This window comes from Paenibacillus sp. P3E, assembly GCF_001909045.1.
GTDB classification, from domain to species: Bacteria; Bacillota; Bacilli; order Paenibacillales; family Paenibacillaceae; genus Paenibacillus_AQ; species Paenibacillus_AQ helianthi.
This window is the reverse complement of sequence record NZ_LVWH01000172.1, coordinates 1-16,182: the sequence shown is the minus strand read 5'-3', so window position 1 is coordinate 16,182 and position 16,182 is coordinate 1. Positions and strand designations below refer to the sequence as shown.

18 protein-coding genes, 2 rRNA genes and 1 riboswitch are annotated in these 16,182 nt (G+C 47.9%); of the genes, 2 read left to right on the top strand and 18 right to left on the bottom strand.

Annotated features, from left to right (window positions below; genetic code table 11):
* Positions 1-58: 58 nt before the first annotated feature.
* The 5 genes from rsmA to A3842_RS17500 form a co-directional block, all read right to left on the bottom strand.
* Positions 59-943, bottom strand: coding sequence for a 16S rRNA (adenine(1518)-N(6)/adenine(1519)-N(6))-dimethyltransferase RsmA (rsmA, locus tag A3842_RS17520; RefSeq protein ID WP_074102228.1), 885 nt, complete (start codon positions 941-943; stop codon positions 59-61).
* Positions 940-1,491 carry a ribonuclease M5 gene (rnmV, locus tag A3842_RS17515; RefSeq protein ID WP_074086913.1) on the bottom strand — a complete coding sequence of 184 codons (552 nt, stop codon included), beginning with the start codon at positions 1,489-1,491 and terminating at the stop codon, positions 940-942. The genes rsmA and rnmV overlap by 4 nt, the downstream gene beginning before the upstream one ends.
* A 165-nt stretch (positions 1,492-1,656) precedes the next feature.
* Positions 1,657-2,817 carry a resuscitation-promoting factor gene (locus A3842_RS17510; protein WP_074102227.1) on the bottom strand — a complete coding sequence of 387 codons (1,161 nt, stop codon included), beginning with the start codon at positions 2,815-2,817 and terminating at the stop codon, positions 1,657-1,659.
* 290 nt (positions 2,818-3,107) lie between these two features.
* Positions 3,108-3,336: riboswitch (cyclic di-AMP (ydaO/yuaA leader) on the bottom strand.
* 198 nt (positions 3,337-3,534) lie between these two features.
* The gene (locus tag A3842_RS17505; RefSeq protein ID WP_074102226.1) at positions 3,535-4,305 is read right to left on the bottom strand and encodes a TatD family hydrolase; all 771 of its coding nucleotides are present in this window, start codon (positions 4,303-4,305) and stop codon (positions 3,535-3,537) included.
* Positions 4,306-4,359: 54 nt separating this feature from the next.
* The gene (locus A3842_RS17500; protein WP_074086910.1) at positions 4,360-5,643 is read right to left on the bottom strand and encodes an HD domain-containing protein; all 1,284 of its coding nucleotides are present in this window, start codon (positions 5,641-5,643) and stop codon (positions 4,360-4,362) included.
* Between the two features lie 305 nt (positions 5,644-5,948).
* On the opposite strand from A3842_RS17500, the gene A3842_RS17495 reads away from it, so the two are divergent.
* Positions 5,949-6,203, top strand: a complete 255-nt coding sequence (locus A3842_RS17495) for an AbrB/MazE/SpoVT family DNA-binding domain-containing protein (RefSeq protein ID WP_019914502.1) — start codon at positions 5,949-5,951, stop codon at positions 6,201-6,203.
* Positions 6,204-6,667: 464 nt separating this feature from the next.
* Here A3842_RS17495 and rsmI read toward each other — a convergent pair whose 3' ends face one another.
* From rsmI to A3842_RS17445, 10 genes are all read right to left on the bottom strand, one after another.
* Positions 6,668-7,570, bottom strand: coding sequence for a 16S rRNA (cytidine(1402)-2'-O)-methyltransferase (rsmI, locus tag A3842_RS17490; RefSeq protein WP_074102225.1), 903 nt, complete (start codon positions 7,568-7,570; stop codon positions 6,668-6,670).
* Positions 7,567-8,340: a tRNA1(Val) (adenine(37)-N6)-methyltransferase gene (locus A3842_RS17485; protein WP_074102224.1), complete on the bottom strand. Its 774-nt coding sequence runs from the start codon at positions 8,338-8,340 to the stop codon at positions 7,567-7,569. Before A3842_RS17485 ends, rsmI begins: the two co-directional genes overlap by 4 nt.
* 132 nt (positions 8,341-8,472) lie before the next feature.
* A complete protein-coding gene (locus A3842_RS17480) occupies positions 8,473-8,838 on the bottom strand; it encodes an initiation-control protein YabA (RefSeq protein ID WP_074086907.1) in 366 nt (121 codons plus the stop codon).
* A gap of 30 nt (positions 8,839-8,868) precedes the next feature.
* On the bottom strand, positions 8,869-9,669 hold the full coding sequence (locus tag A3842_RS17475) for a PSP1 domain-containing protein (protein WP_074086906.1): 801 nt from the start codon (positions 9,667-9,669) through the stop codon (positions 8,869-8,871).
* 141 nt (positions 9,670-9,810) lie between these two features.
* The gene (gene holB / locus A3842_RS17470) at positions 9,811-10,785 is read right to left on the bottom strand and encodes a DNA polymerase III subunit delta' (RefSeq protein ID WP_074086905.1); all 975 of its coding nucleotides are present in this window, start codon (positions 10,783-10,785) and stop codon (positions 9,811-9,813) included.
* 17 nt (positions 10,786-10,802) lie between these two features.
* A complete protein-coding gene (locus A3842_RS17465; protein ID WP_074086904.1) occupies positions 10,803-11,243 on the bottom strand; it encodes a YaaR family protein in 441 nt (146 codons plus the stop codon).
* Positions 11,244-11,285: 42 nt separating this feature from the next.
* A complete protein-coding gene (locus tag A3842_RS17460) occupies positions 11,286-11,615 on the bottom strand; it encodes a cyclic-di-AMP receptor (protein ID WP_020427905.1) in 330 nt (109 codons plus the stop codon).
* A gap of 118 nt (positions 11,616-11,733) precedes the next feature.
* On the bottom strand, positions 11,734-12,375 hold the full coding sequence (tmk, locus tag A3842_RS17455; RefSeq protein ID WP_074102223.1) for a dTMP kinase: 642 nt from the start codon (positions 12,373-12,375) through the stop codon (positions 11,734-11,736).
* On the bottom strand, positions 12,376-14,010 hold the full coding sequence (locus A3842_RS17450; protein WP_074102222.1) for an aminotransferase class I/II-fold pyridoxal phosphate-dependent enzyme: 1,635 nt from the start codon (positions 14,008-14,010) through the stop codon (positions 12,376-12,378).
* Between the two features lie 214 nt (positions 14,011-14,224).
* Entirely contained in the window at positions 14,225-14,410 is a 186-nt protein-coding gene (locus tag A3842_RS17445) for a sigma factor G inhibitor Gin (RefSeq protein ID WP_020427902.1), read from the bottom strand.
* A gap of 210 nt (positions 14,411-14,620) precedes the next feature.
* Between A3842_RS17445 and A3842_RS17440 the strand changes: the two genes are divergently transcribed.
* Positions 14,621-15,145: a hypothetical protein gene (locus A3842_RS17440; protein WP_074086901.1), complete on the top strand. Its 525-nt coding sequence runs from the start codon at positions 14,621-14,623 to the stop codon at positions 15,143-15,145.
* Between the two features lie 83 nt (positions 15,146-15,228).
* Here A3842_RS17440 and A3842_RS17435 read toward each other — a convergent pair whose 3' ends face one another.
* The 3 genes from A3842_RS17435 to A3842_RS33895 form a co-directional block, all read right to left on the bottom strand.
* Entirely contained in the window at positions 15,229-15,642 is a 414-nt protein-coding gene (locus tag A3842_RS17435) for a hypothetical protein (RefSeq protein WP_074086900.1), read from the bottom strand.
* A gap of 260 nt (positions 15,643-15,902) precedes the next feature.
* Positions 15,903-16,019, bottom strand: a 5S ribosomal RNA gene (gene rrf / locus A3842_RS17430).
* Between the two features lie 77 nt (positions 16,020-16,096).
* Positions 16,097-16,182, bottom strand: a 23S ribosomal RNA gene (locus A3842_RS33895); the annotation flags it as partial.

Below are 16,182 nucleotides of genomic sequence, written 5' to 3'. Positions count from 1 at the left end.
GGTTCTTAATCGGCGGTGATTTGAAACATAAGAAAGGCATCAGGCCGTTTTTTCATGCCTAAACGATTCCAGCAGCAAGCAGTACGGCGCTTAGCCGGGCATACTCCTCCAGGCTGAGTGTTTCTCCGCGGCGGCTTGGCTCGATTCCAGCCTCAGCCAGCAGAGACTCCAGACGTTCACGCCCCTCTTCAGGAAAGAACCGGGCTTTGAGATTATTGGCAATGGTTTTGCGCCGCTGGGTGAAGGAAGCTTGTACAACCTCAAAGAAATGCTTCTCGTCTGCAACCTCTACCGGGGGACGCTCTCTCACCTTGAGACGGATCACGGCGGATTCCACGTTCGGTTGAGGAATGAATACCGTACGCGGCACTATGCAGACCAGTTCGGGTTCACTATAATACTGAACAGCGATGCTAAGGCTGCCATATTCCTTCCCGCCAGGTGAAGCTGCCATACGTTCGGCAACCTCCTTTTGAATCATCACCACGATATTATCAAGCGGCAGTTTTTCTTCAAGCAGCTTCATGAGAATTGGAGTGGTTACATAGTACGGCAAATTGGCAACTACACTAACTCTTTCCACAGCCGCAAAATCCTCAGCGAATAATTCCTGCAAATTCACTTTCAACACATCATCGTTCCGGATTTTGACATGCGGGTAAGAGGCAAGAACATCCCGAAGTATCGGGATCAGCCGCCGGTCAATCTCTACGGCTGTCACCACTCCAGCGGACATCGCCAGCCTCTCGGTCAAAGCGCCAATGCCTGGTCCAATCTCTAGTGCACCTGCTGCCTGATCCAGGCCTGCAGCATCTACAATCTTGTCCAGTATATTCTGGTCAATCAGAAAGTTCTGGCCCAAGCTTTTCTTAAACGAGAACCCGTAACGCTGGATAATTTCCTTAGTGCGTACCGGGGATGAGATATGATTGTTGCCACTCATGAGGTAATGCCTCCCTGATCAATTTGCGCGAGAGCATTTACAAATTCCTCTCGTGATATTCCAAACATCGCCAGACGCTTGTATAGCTGCTTGCCGTTACAGTAGCCGATCCCCAGCAAATTGCCCAACTCCATTCTCCGCTCCGCTGCCCGGGGATGCACCATCATCCCTGCAGCCATCAGATCCTCCAACCCAATCAGGGCCGGGGCGCCTTCAAAGGAAGTATGAACATGCTCAAGCGCGTGACGAATAGCCTCCGGAGAAGCATTTTCAACTCCGATGTCACCTTTGCGGGTAGCATCTTTTTCAGGAATGAACGCATGCTTGCAGCCTGGCACCTTGGAAGACACAATCTTCCGGATCCGTTCCCCGGCGTGATCAGGATCAGTTAGAATAATGACCCCTCTGCGCTCCATGGCCAGCGCAATCCTGGCGATCACTTTGCGGTCAACTGCTGAACCGCCTGTTTCAATGGTATCCGCATCTACAGCACGCTTAACCGCAACTGTATCGCTTTTACCTTCCACAACGATTAATTCCTTGATCATTTTACAAAACTCCTTACTCTGCAACGCAAAAAGAAGAGGATTCGCTCCCCTTCTTATTGGCTAAAGAATGTATAAGTGATGAGCGGCAGCTCTGTAATTCCGTAACAGTCTTAAGTGCTACCCTCACTATATCTTATAAAACGCTAATTTGCAAAAATCTGCTGCTTAATTCAGCTCTGGCTTCACAGGTCCAATCACATAAATCGTACGCGATTTACGGCCGAAGTTACGGGCATGGCTCAGTGAATCATAATAGACATCTACCTTGTTGCCTTTAATGGCACCGCCGGTATCCTCTGCACGGCGAAACCCAAGTCCCTCAATATACACCCACCAGCCAATAGGTATTACGTCTGGATCTACAGCGATGGTCCTACCTTCCGTTACGCGTGTGCCGGAAGCCGTACGGGTTCCAATACCAGGCTCTTCAGATGAATAAGCTGTCATGGATACATTTTTAATTACTTTTTTGTACTCGAAATCCATACCTGCCTTGCTGGCAACATTGTTGCTGTTCGCTCTGACTTTAGATGATTTAGTGGTAGTGGTTGAATTGGAAGTTGCAGTAGTAGCTACAGCAGCCTTGGGAAGTGCTTTGGTACCAATAGCAATGATCTTGTCTTTGGTAACCGCCTGTACTTCCTTGCCCACCATACGCATAGATGCCAGCTCGCCATCTTGATAGATTTTCTCAATATGCTGGACCATTACGCCGGGTTTGCCTGCTTGTGCAACTCTTACAGTTCCCTTGGTCAGGGAGGGGTCTGCGGTCTTAATTACTCGGAAAGGCAAATTCGTTGTCCGCTGTACCACTTGCTTGTTGATTCGGACAATTTTGATTTCCATGTCGGCAGAAACTGCAGTGTTGAGCGAAGGATAAATCTTATCGTAGCTTTCCAGGCTGACGCCCAGTTTGTCAATCGCCTGACCGATGGTATCCTCGGTCGTGTACAGCGTTTGGGTTGTTCCATCCGCAGTAAGCTTAAGGGCCTGCGCACGGTTGATTACGACGCGGTCGCCGTCTTTTATTTCATCACTAAGGCCAATGGATAAAGCATCATGCGGCTGAAGCGAAATTTGTTCCTTTGCCAGCACATCGCTGAGCAGCGCATCCCGCGTCTCCAGCGTTTGTACCTTTCCGTCTATTACTAAAGTTATTTCTTTAATGCTTTGACCGTGTACGTACAGCAGAATTACCAGCGCGATAACAATTGATGCCGCGCCTGCAAGCGAAAGTACGCGAGGATTCACTTGCTTCCACCGTAATGCGAAAGACCTGCTGGATGATTGCGAATCATGGGATACTTCTGGTTGGAATACGCCCATTCTCTCCATCCTCCTTACATAGCCCCGTCGTCCAAGTTGTATAGCAAAGGTGACTTTATCACTTCTGACGAAACTAGGTTTGAGATTGCACAGGATACGCCCGCATTGCTTTAGCGTTTCCTGCTCATGGATCGCCTGCTCGGCATAGCTACTCCAGACATCTGTTATATAACAGTATGCTGGGAACATCCGCATTATTCAAAAAACAAAAAAAGCCCAAAAGAGTTCACAGAGGACTCTTTCGTGGCTCTCCGGGTGTCAGAATACGCGGGAATGTTTATGCACGAGGTTTCCTCTCTTACTTGCGCTTACGGGGTTAGCTGTCGGGTTCGGGCATAAGAGAGACGCCCTATCTCAGGTCACCCGCTCACGGCGGTTGCCCTCAAATTCACCCCAAAGACCACGTGAAGAAATCAAATAAAGTCTGCGGCATTTCTATGTTGTACTCTATGTACGGACATGCGGCAGATCATTATTGGTTCCCCCGTTCTCCATACGGAGACTCAGCGAGACGATCCATGAAATTGTGACTGTCACAGTAACAACAGCTCACTTCACTGAAAAGATGATATCCTGTTTTGATGCATGTTGTAAAGCGCGATTCAACCACGTTTACGTAAAAAAATCATTAAAATATTGTAATAATCAGCCGTTTCTTTATTAAAAAAGTTTAATATATCGGCTATACTTCTTTTTTCACCTGTTTTTCTCCCGTTTTCAGACAATTCCAAATCGTTCCAGCGCGTTCGCATACGTAATTTCAGCCAATTCCTGTAAATCAATCCCTTTTATTTCCGCTGCCGCCTCGGCGACAAGCTTCACATGAGCACTCTCATTTCGCTTCCCGCGGAAGGGGTGAGGCGTCAGATATGGGGAGTCGGTTTCAATCAAAAGCCGGTCCATTGGAGTCTGAGCAAGCACCTCTTTAGGCACCCTGGCATTCTTGAAAGTCACAGGACCACCGAAGGATAAATGAAAGCCTAGATCAAGACACATTTTGGCCGTTTCCCAACTCCCAGAAAACGAGTGCATGACACCGCCAATTTCATTTGCCTTCTCCTCCCGCAAAATTCGTACCACATCCCCATGGGCATCACGATTATGAATACAGATAGGCATTTTTAGTTCCCGTGCCATACCAATCTGTTTGCGGAATACCTCATGCTGTACCTCTTTGGGTGAGGTATCCCAGTAGTAATCAAGTCCAATTTCTCCGATAGCCACCACCTTTTTATGGCTGCACAGAGAGGCGATCCAGTCCATATCCTCCTCTTTCATGTCAATGGCGTCAACGGGGTGCCAGCCAACTGCTGCATAAATATAATCATACGATTCTGCCAATTTCATTGTCGTTGGAATCGTTTCCCGGTTAAATCCGATGTTAATCATCTTGCTGACACCAGCCTCTAACGCGCGGGCAATAACCTGCTCACGGTCCTCGTCGAATTGCGGTGCATCCAGATGAGTATGTGTGTCGAATAAGCGCATGCTGTATCGTCCTTTCGGTCTTGTTTTCTATGATGAATTCCAGAAATTTTTGTATTATTTTGCAAAGATCTCAGCGATAGAGTCCGGCAGCTGTGTAAGCACATTTTGCAGCTTGTCCTGCGGAAAATAAAGGTGATACCGTCCGCGGTGAATGCCGCTGATTGAGCGGACTATATCCGATACTTCAGAGATCTCCCGCAATTTGTCATGCCGGTCCAGTAGCAAAATTTGTTTGCTGTCAAAGCCCTGCCCCGGACGGAAAACATCATAGGGGAGATCTGTCGGATAATCAATTTCCAGGTCGTAATCAGGAAGCAGCCCGGCACCGGCAAAACTGCGGCGGATTTCGTCAATCGTCTCCGAATCGAGATGGTCCATCTCCACATATTTATACAGTTTACGATGAATAAATCGGCTGCACAAGTCAGCTAACGTTTCATCGGATTCCAGCGTCCACTGCATAAAGGCAGTCTGGACCAAGGCTTCATCCAGCAGTAAATACTGTTCTACATTAATCTCACCACAAAATAAATCACGGAGTGGATTGATCATAAAGCGGAAGGAGTAGCCCTCCTGGAGAAGCTCTTTCGCCCTGCGGAAAATCTGGCGCAAAATAATCTCCGAACTGCGCGTAACCGGATGAAAGTATACCTGCCAATACATCTGGTACCGTGACATCAGATAATCCTCAATGGCATGCATGCCTGATTCCTTTACGACAACCCTCCCATTATAAGGACGCAGCATTCTTAAAATACGGTCAATATCGATGGTTCCATAGTTGACTCCGGTGTAGTAAGCATCCCGCAGCAAATAATCCATGCGATCCGCATCCAGAGGACCGGACACCAGGTTGACCACGATTTCATGCTCATATGTTTTGGCAATTACAGAGGCAACCTTGCGCGGGAAATCCTCACTCACATCCCGCAGTATAGCAGTGATTTCCGTATTCTCCTGTATTATTCTGCAGGTCCAATCCTCGTGGTTCATTTCAAAAGCTTCTTCTATTGAATGGGAGAACGGCCCATGTCCCAAATCATGTAAGAGCGCTGCACATAATGTGAGCAGACTCTCCTCCGGCATCCAATCCTTGTACCCGCTTCGTTCAAACTGGGAGATGATTCGCCGTGTAATTTCATAAACGCCCAGGGAGTGGGAAAAACGGCTATGCTCTGCTCCGTGGAAGGTTAGATAAGAGGTACCAAGCTGGCGAATGCGACGCAAACGCTGAAATTCGCTGGTATTAATCAATCGCCAGATGATCGTATCCTGAACATGAATATAGTTGTGTACCGGGTCTTTAAAAACCTTCTCTTCTGTCAGCGGTTGCTTCATAAGTTCAACTCCTTTGAATAATAATAATAGAAATCAGTTGAAACAAAGGTTATAATAGTAGATAATGTCGCACTTTGTCGAACTGTGACGTTTTATAGATTTACAAATCGACAAACTAATTTTTAGCAATTTTCATACGATTTGCGTTATTTATAAGCGTCACAAAAGTTTTTATCAAAATACCCTTGAAATCACCCGTAAAAAAGGTTGACTGTTTTGGGAATGGTTGGTATTATAAATATCATAAAACGGTGAACATTGTCGAATAATGACGCTTTTGAACATTGAGAGGAGCAACGATTGCAATGATGAAATCAACAGGTATAGTTAGAAAAGTAGATGAGCTAGGACGGGTTGTTATTCCAATTGAATTGCGCCGTACACTGGGCATCGGAGAAAAGGATGCGCTCGAAATTTACGTGGACGGTGAGCGGATCATGCTTAAGAAATATGAGCCTGCTTGCATATTCTGTGGCAATGCTGAAAACGTAACCTATTTCAAAGGAAAAATTGTTTGTCACGAATGCATTTCTGCCATCCCTACCCCTGTGACAAATTAAAACAAATAGGTTATAATAAGAACTAATCAAATTGTTAATTCTAACCTTTTTATATCTCCTTGGCCTCCCGTTATGCGGGAGGTATTTTTTTGCTCTTTTCCCTTCCTAAGGTTTACCCTCCCAAACACTCCCTACAGAGAGGGCCCCAAGGGCCCCGGCCCTCTGGACACCCTTAAAGTTGTCTGATCGTGTGGCTGCGCGTAAAAGAGTATCGGTTGATGGTAGACCGGCCCTCTTTCGGGCAAGCCCTCGGGGCCTTGTCATGCGAAGGGTTTCGCCATAGGCTATTACCTCCTATAGCGGCTGCGCAAGGCGCTCCCGGGTAACGTGCGGTGCTGCAAGCCGCTCTCCCTGCGGGAATTGCTTGGCTACACTATACCCATATATATACTCCAAATTACCCCGTTACCATATATATAAATGTTGAAACTACATTTACAACTGAATTCCTCATCAATATTTCCTTACTCTCTTTCCAGTAGAGCATTATAAATATCCCGCTTGGCCAACCCACGATCTGATGCTGCTTTTTTCATAGCGTCCTTACGTGTCAGACCGGAAGTTTCATAGTGGGTTACATGCTCCTCAATACTGAGTTCACGCCACCAGGAAGATTCGGCGAGCTTGGCCTCCTCTTTGCTCTCCCCCTCCAGCACAATTACGTACTCACCCAGTGGTGGATGATCTGACAACCAAACCACACATTCTTCAATAGTTCCGCGCAGGAACTCCTCATATCTTTTTGTCAATTCACGGGCGAGTACAACCTGGCGGTTACCGAAGGCCTCCTGCAGGTGAGTCAATGTTTTTGCTACACGGTGCGGTGATTCATAGAACAACAAGGTGCCTTGCGCTGAACGGAGTGCTGACAGCACGTTGCGAATATCCTTACGCTCCCTTGGCAGGAATCCGATGAAGGTGAAGCTGTTAGTAGGCAAGCCTGAAGCAATCAAAGCAGACAGCGCCGCATTTGCTCCGGGGATCGGAATCACGGGAATCCCGTGGCTGACCGCAAGCGCTACGAGATCGGCTCCAGGGTCGGAAATGGCCGGCAGACCGGCGTCGCTGACCAGTGCCAGATTTTTACCTTCTATTATATAGCGGATAAGCTCTGGTCCACTGGCCGCCTTATTATGCTCATGATAACTGAACAGCATCGAAGGTGTGATTTCGAAGTGGCTTAGTAATTTGCGGGTCTGTCTCGTATCCTCGGCGGCGATAATATCGCATTCCTGCAGCGTACGCACAGCACGATACGTCATATCCTCCAAGTTGCCAATGGGAGTCGCTACCAGATACAGGGAGCCCGTTCCTTTTTGCTGATCTATATTCCTGTTTTGAAAGCTGCTTTGACACGAGATCGTCATGATTTACCCTCTTTAGCTCCGTAGTAGATATCCAGAATTTCCGGACAATATTGATTGTCCTCATTATATACGATCAATGGGGGTTGTAAACGTACCTCAGGCTTACCATCCCGCGCCGCCTCGATTAATACCATATTAGCCTCCAGATGGGCACGCGGATGAACAAAACGGATCAGCTTTGGTTCCAGCCGGTATTGTCTCATCAGACTGATGATATCCACCAGACGCTGTGGCTTATGAACCATGCTTACCTTTCCACCGGTGCGGACAAGCCGTACACAGGCCTGAACGACCTCCTCAAGAGTGCAGCCCAGCTCGTGGCGGGCCATAGCCTGATGGGTATTCAGTTTAAGGTCACTCCCGTTCAGCGGCATATAGGGCGGGTTAACGGTTATCGCATCATACACGCCGTATCCTGCCGTATGGTGCAGCTCACGTAAATCCCCCTCATGTATAATTACCCGATCCTCCAGCCCGTTCATCGCTACGCTTCGACGAGCCATATCTGCCAGACGCGGCTGAATCTCAATACCTTCTATAGTGGCCTTGGTACGTGTCGTAAGAAGCATCGGGATCACGCCATTGCCTGTACACAGATCCAGTACCTTGCCACGCGGCGGTACACTGGCGAATCTTGCAAGCAAGACTGCATCCATTGAAAAGCTGAACACCTCATCGCTCTGAATAATCTTTAAATCATGTGTCAGTAAATCATCTACCCGCTCTGCGCCATACAAAGGAACCGGCACATCGTTAAAAGAATTCGTCATAGTGTTCTCCTAAAAGTTTTGCTTAAGTATATACTTCATGAATTGTCTTCGAAACAAAATTTGCTTCGGAAGCATACACTCTGCTAAATTCAAAAAAAACCGTAGGCGTAAATCTCCTACGGCTGGATTTGCTCATTTATTAAGAAACGAAAGACAGAACAGGCAGTCACCCTCTGTACGTAAATGCCCAAAATAGACATTGCAGATATGAAAACCTTCATGATAGAGCCGTGCCAGATTGTCATAGCCTTCCCCGACAACCTCCTCTGCTCCCTCACTTGCGGCCAAAAGAGCCTCTGCTTCAGCAGAATGGGCAGCAGGGTCCAAAGGCGCCTCCCGCTTCAATATTTTACGAAGCTGTTCATTCTCCAGACTTAGCCTTTGATTGGCTTCCATTAATTCCTTAACCGTCTGCTTCCAATCTCCGAGACTTGCGCGCATGTTTTCCATCTGCGCTTCCATCTCCTGCATGTGTGCAAATATATTTATCTTCTCCAAGTTTCCACCCCGAAAGTAACCTTATATGGTTTACTTGACGACAACATCATCCATTGGAAGTTCTTTAACTTTGCCCACTTCGAACAACTGTACATGAACTGTACGGCTTCCGGCATTAATACCAACCACCTTACCGTCACCCAGTGAGGTTACGACTAGCTTGCCTACCGCTGGCATTTCTTCCTTCGTGCTTTCGTAATTATCATGCTCAAATTTCAAGCAACACATGAGTCTTCCACAAAGACCCGAGATCTTTGTTGGGTTTAGTGAGAGATTCTGGTCCTTAGCCATCTTTATGGATACAGGCTCAAAATCTCCAAGCCAGGAGGAGCAGCAAAGTACCCGACCACAAGGCCCTAACCCACCGAGCATCTTAGCCTCATCACGCACCCCGATCTGCCGCAGCTCAATGCGGGTACGGAAGATGCTTGCCAGATCCTTGACCAACTCACGAAAATCGACCCGGCCTTCAGCAGTAAAATAAAAAATAATCTTATTGCGGTCAAACGTAAATTCCACATCCACAAGCTTCATTTTGAGGCCATGATCGCGGATTTTATTTAAACAGGTGGTAAAAGCATCCTTTGCAGCACCTTTATTCTCTTCCACCACGCGTGCGTCCGTTTCTCCGGCAATCCGCATGACTTTTTTGAGAGGCAACACCACATCCGCTTCCTGCACCTCTTTTTTTCCAACGACAACTTTACCGTACTCGACACCTCTTGCTGTCTCCACAATCACACATTGATCCCGTTCAATCGGAAAATCGAGCGGATCAAAGTAATATATTTTACCCGCTTTTTTAAAGCGGACACCTACTACGCTGTACAAAAATTAACCCCCTTGTTTGCCGGTAAAAGGAACCCTTAAGCAAGTCCGCTCCCTGGTGATCCATGCTTGTCCTTCCTCATCCGTTAAACCCATACTTCCAGGCTGAAGCGTTGATCCGGAGGATATATCAAAACTAACCCATTAACTTTCCAATCGGATTAGGAACTGTTCCAGACACAACTGAGCATTGGCATTGGATCGCAGCTTACGCTTGCTCTCTGCAGCAAATTCCATATAGGCTACCCATTGTTCCGTACTCCGCTGACGGGCATGTCTGGAAATAAAGTCTAACTGATCTATGAAAACGATACTTTCGTGCTTTCGGTACAGGAAGTAAAGCATATCTTTGAACCATAAGTGGAACATGCTGAACAGGATATCCAAATGTTCACTGAGTCCGGTCTTGAACAGCTTCTGCCCGGCGGTTGCTACCGCGGAGCTGCCCTTGCCCAAAGACTCCTTCGCTAATTGTAACACTAGATTTCTCATTTCTGCAAACCAATTCTGTGCCAAAAGTTCCCTGCAACCATCAAGTCCCGAAGTGAGTGATACCGCACATCGTGCCAGTGGCACCGGAACCCCTTCACTGGACAGCGCCTGAAGCATAATATCCGGATGCAGAGGGCTAAATGGAATGCGCTGCGTTCTTGACTGGATTGTCGGCAGCAGGGAACTGCTGTTGTCGGAAATCAGAATGCCCACCGCAGGTGCCGGGGGCTCCTCTAAAAACTTAAGCAGACTGTTTGCGGCCTGAACCGTCATTTTGTCCGCTCCTTCTATAATATACACCTTAGGGTTAACACCCTCTGAGCGGTATGAGAACATGCGCTGCAGCTCGCGGATCTGATCAATTTTGATGCTTGCTCCATCAGGCTTAAGCAGAGATAAATCCGGATGGTTGCCATGTTCTACCTTACGGCATTCCAGACATTCTCCGCACGCATCATCTTTACTGGTGGTACAAAATATAGCTTGGGCGAACATCAACGCCGTCTTCATTTGACCACTTCCGGGTGATCCTGTGAACAAATAGGCATGGCTTACTGCATCCTTGCGTAATGCATTTTGAAGCAGGCGTTTGGCATCCTCCTGGCCTAATATATCATGAAAAGACATACATTCCTCCAAGTCTTTTAAAAAGAAAGGTTGATCAGCAAACCTCGAATTTCTCCGACACGCCCCAGCAAATCTATACGGCCCTGCTCACTCTCCAGCAGTTCATCAGCCATATTTAACAGAGCGGCATCTATTTCCTCGAGCAGTTTATAACGTTTCCCCCGCCCTCGGCGGTCCCAGCCCTTGGTTTCCTTTAGAATAACGCCCCTTCGGGCGGTTTCTTCCAGAAACTTTTTGATCATATTCCGGTATATGGCAAGTTCCCGAACCGTCATGGATTTGGCAAGCCGGTCTCCCTGCTGCTGAATATCCTTGATCTTTTGGTTCAGCTCATCTATTGTTTTTTGTTCACCTTGCTGCTGAAATATATCGGTAAAGGTTTTCTGCTGAACGGGCCTCCCCGCTCCAGCTGTCGGCAGCTCACTTTTTAAGGGCCTGTAGCCGGGATTGATTTTCAAAGGTTCCACCGCCCCTTTACGGAGAATTTATCTATACTATGCTCAATAATGCTCAAAACGATCGACAGGAAGTACAAATACAGTAGCCCCGCCAACTTGAACCTCTACGGGAAGCGGTAAATAGGAATCTGTCGTACCGCTCATTGGAGTCACTGGGGTGACAAGCTGTTCACGTACCTTGCAACTGTTACGAATAACAGTTAATACAGCTTCCACCTGAGAGTCGTCAACGCCAATCATAAATGTAGTGTTGCCTGCCCGTAGAAATCCGCCTGTACTGGCCAGCTTCGTTGCACGAAAGTTTGCTTTGACTAGTTCACTCGACAACCGGTTGCTGTCTTTATCCTGGATAATTGCAATGATCAGATTCATCTTCGCTATCCCTCCTAAAAGTTTTGTGAGCTTGGCTTCATACATTAACTTCGTACGAATACCAGCTTCGATAGCATACGCTTAGTTTGGTACACTTCCTTTAATTAGACAAAACGTCCTAAAAATCCTTTAATATTCGTTCTTTCAGTATACGGACAATATCTTGCTCCACCATGTGAATGGGACGGTTGGCATCAAGCACCACGATCCGCTCAGGATCAGACTTTATGACTTGGCAATATCCATCCCTAACCCTTTGATGAAAAGCCAAACTCTCCAAGTCGAGACGGTTCACTTCCCGTTCCTCATTGGCAGCAATCCGTGACAACCCTACTTCCGGGTCCACATCAAGATAAAACGTGAGATCCGGGGTACGTCCGCTGGTCGCAAATTGATTAATTTTCCTTACCTCTTCGATACCCAATCCTCTGGCATAGCCCTGATAAACCAGACTGCTGTCAACAAAACGGTCACATAGCACGGTAAGTCCTTCTTTAAGCGCCGGCTCGACCACTTCCGCCAAATGCTGGCTTCGGGATGCTGCATATAGCAGCGCTTCCGTACGTGCATCCATCGCAGTATGCGCCGGATCGAGAATTATGGAACGGATTTTCTCAGCAATTTCAATGCCGCCGGGTTCGCGGGTAATCAGGTAAGGCATGGAATGATTCTGCAGATAGGCCGCTACTCTGCCGAGAACTGTTGTTTTTCCAGAGCCATCGCCTCCCTCCAGAGTAATAAAGAAACCTTCTTGTACCACTTATGCGTCTCCGCCCTTCTTAATGTTGTAAACCAGAATTTGTTGTAAAGCCGGATCCGCACAGGCCTGGAATTTGGCTCCCCCCTGGCTGAGGCCGATTAACCGGTTGCAGATATCTTCGCTTATCTCTTCTCCTGGATATAGAAGTGGAATCCCAGGGGGATAGGGTATCACCATTTCCGCTGACATTCTACCCGTACTATATTCAAGCCCTATACTTTCGGTTTCCAATGGATTCACTGGTTTCATCGAAAATAACACAGGGCTGGAAATTATATCATTCGTAAAATTGTTCCACGTGGAATTTTTTGCGGAATCAGGAACCACCCCAGCTGCTGACTGGGCAGGCAGGCATTCCGTTGAAAATCCCTGCCTAGTTGTATCTTCATGCAGGTTTACCGTCACATCTGCTGTCTCCTCGGCTATCTCCCGCAACGCAGCCAGCAGCAGCCCTGTATCCTCCGCCTTCGAGCCAAGGCTGAAGGCAAGCACCACGTGCCGGTCGTCACTCATCTCCGGCACGATACCCTTCTCTTCGAGCCTGCGCTGCAGCTCGAAGCCCCCCAGGACCCCGGCGGCGTCATATATGACCGCCTTGAAGGGGTCCTGGGTGCTGTATGCCGCCACGCTCTGCGGCGGCATATCAGCTGCGGCGCCAGTACCCGCGGCGCCGCAGCCGGGCTGCAGCGGCTCTGCCGGCTGCAGCAGCCCGTAGCGCGGCAGCGAAGCCAGGCCGCGCCGCAGTACATCCACGGCGGCGAGTCCCGCCGTGAAGGCCCCGGCCCGCTGGCTATGCACCAGCCGGCGGGCCAGATCGAGCGAAGCCATCACGGGGTATGATGGGCTGGAGCTCTGAACCATGGCGAGCCGCTGCCGCAGCAGCGCGCGGTCGAGCCATGGCCCTTGCACATGCAGCATGGCGCCCATGGTCAGCGCCGACAGCATCTTGTGCGTGGACTGCACCACACCGTCCGCGCCACACACCAGCGCCCCCGCTGGCAGCGCAGGGTGCTGTCCGTAATGCGCCCCGTGTGCCTCATCCACCAACAGCGGAACACCGCTGTCGTGGCAGGCCTGTGCGAGGGGCGCAAGATCACTGCCCATGCCATAGTAATTTGGCATGGTAACCAGGACGGCAGCGGCCTCAGGGTAGGCTGCAAGGGCATTCTGAATCGACTGAACCGCAGGAGCAACCATAAGGCCGCTGTGCCAATCCATCTGTGGCTCCACAAAAACAGCACGAACCCCAGCCAGCATCAAACCATGGATAACCGACTTGTGAACATTCCGCTGAAGGATAAGTGTCATTCCAGGCTCAGGGCACACCGTAAGGATCAACGCCAAATTACCGGCAGTACTGCCCCCAACCAGAAAAAAGCTCTCCTCGGCCCCAAAACAATCTGCCGCCAGTTCCTGCGCTTCCTGAATTACTCCTTCGGGATGATGAAGATCATCGGTTCCGGTAATCTCAGTTACATCGTACCTCATCACCTCTCTTAAGAAACCGGCACTTTCTTGCCCTCGATAGGCATCTCCGTTCTTATGTCCAGGTACATGATAAGAGATATTACCCTTTACTCTATATTGTTCCAGCATTTCATATACAGGTGCCCTGCCAGGCTCTAGTCTGTCCATCTTTTCTTCCTTCCCTGGGGGTTACCTTCTATTTTAACGCAAATATGCCCATACGCCTATATTTCGACCAAAAAGCTTAATCACATAACAAAACAGCTCCTCCCGCCAAAAGATCAGGTGAAGCCGTTAGATTGGTAATTCTTAATGGTGCAGGTATTAATTCGGTCTATTATCTAATTCTCTACTATTCATCCAAGCCTACCACATACTTTGTTCACGCATTCTTTTGCAGATCGATCTTCTTCATCCGTCCTACGAAAAAGCGGTATTTGGCGTCTTCAGCCTCGGTACGTACCATCTCAGCCTCACAATCCTCGCAAATGAAATGCGAGACAATCACGATTCCTTCTTCTTTCATCTGCCCGCAGATGATGCAGGCTTGCTCGGTTTGCTGTTCCATTACCATCCCACCTTGACTCTTTTAAGAACAGTATGATACACTTTCTATCATTTTAAACCTTTTCATAGATTTTTCCTATCCTGCATTGGCTTAAAATATATGTATTCATCAGCCGCCCAAACGGTGATTATGCCTAAGTGAGTTTAATAAAACGTCTTCACCCGCCGATATTAGTATCATAAGGACTTGTGAGGAGGTCAGCGCTTTCTTATGGAAGCAAACAACAAAGGCTCGGCTACATTCTACCAGTACAAACTAATCAAAAAAATCAATACTTCTGCCGCTTGGCTGCGTGTCTATATGGCGCTCCCCATAATCTGTGTGGTATTTGAGACCATTTTCCTCTCTTGGTGGAGCATCCTGTTTATGATCATAGCCGCACCCGTCGTTCTGTGGATTCAGTATGTAATCTCACGTTCTGTTCTGCTAATTTCTGGACATCCCATTGCTAAGCGGTGGAAAATGTCACTCCGCCTGCCATGGCCCGGATATATGCCCGACCAATACATCAACTACGGTATTTTTCGCAAAGTACAACTTCATAACTTCTGGATCGGCCTTTCCATCACCGCACTCTTTATCGTCTGGGCGCCTTTAGCCTTCACTGTGTCTTTGGCAGTATTTCATCTATGGGTACTCTTACCCCGGTTGTATATACTATTCCGCTTACACCGCGAACAAAAAGACGGTATGTTGAAGTTTACCCCAGCCGATGCCTCCTATTATTCGCAATAGAAATAACATTTATATATACATACGGCAAAGGCCACTACATTCTCAGCAAAAATAACCGCCATCCATAGCAGGATGGCGGTTATTTACTTTGTCTTTAGTCCTTTAATTGAGGCCTTCTTCTCCTTCGGAATCATGACAATGAAATAACCATTATGCACGGTTAAGTGTACAATCACTCCATCCTTCTGATAAACCCGGGAATTTGTCGAATCCTCTTCCTTTTGCTCTTCCCATCCCCAAGCTTCTATGGCCTTTCGGTAAGGTTCCGGTACACCTTCCTTCTCCTTAAGATCAGGCATAGAATACCGGACATAATCCATAGCTACATTACTAGTTGTCCGGTCCGTAGAATTAGCTTCCTTAGGAACAGGAAAACCCTTTTCGTTAAGAGCCCCTTCAAAGGTGTCCCAGGCCGGCTCTTTTGTTCCACAACCAACCAGCATTACACCAACTATACAAAGAATGAATACTATCCATAATGGTCGGGTTCGCTTCATACCTAAATCCTCCTTACCACTGCCATGCATCTAAAGACATAAGAAAATTAAATGCTAGGATTTATCAGTAGTCCATTCGTATTAAGGAAGTGCTTAATATTTGCACTTTTCTATTATACTTGGAACAGAAAGTTCGTCGGTAACAAAAATGTCACTCAATTGAAAGCGTTTTATTTATTTTTTTGTACTTAAACCACAACATCTTATATGGATAAAACAACAAAGAAGCCATTGTCGATGACTCAACAATGGCTTCATGTGCTTGGCGGCGTCCTACTCTCCCAGGACCCTTCGGTCCAAGTACCATCGGCGCTGGAGGGCTTAACGGTCGTGTTCGGGATGGGTACGCGTGGAACCCCTCCGCTATCGCCACCAAACGGGCATTTACAGCGTAAATGCTTCAGGAACCTTCATTCCTGAAAACTGAATCCGAAACGAATCTGCGTTTTATCATTTGGATAAGCCCTCGACCGATTAGTATTGGTCAGCTCCATGCATTGCTGCACTTCCACCTCCAACCTATCTACCTCGTCGTCTTCA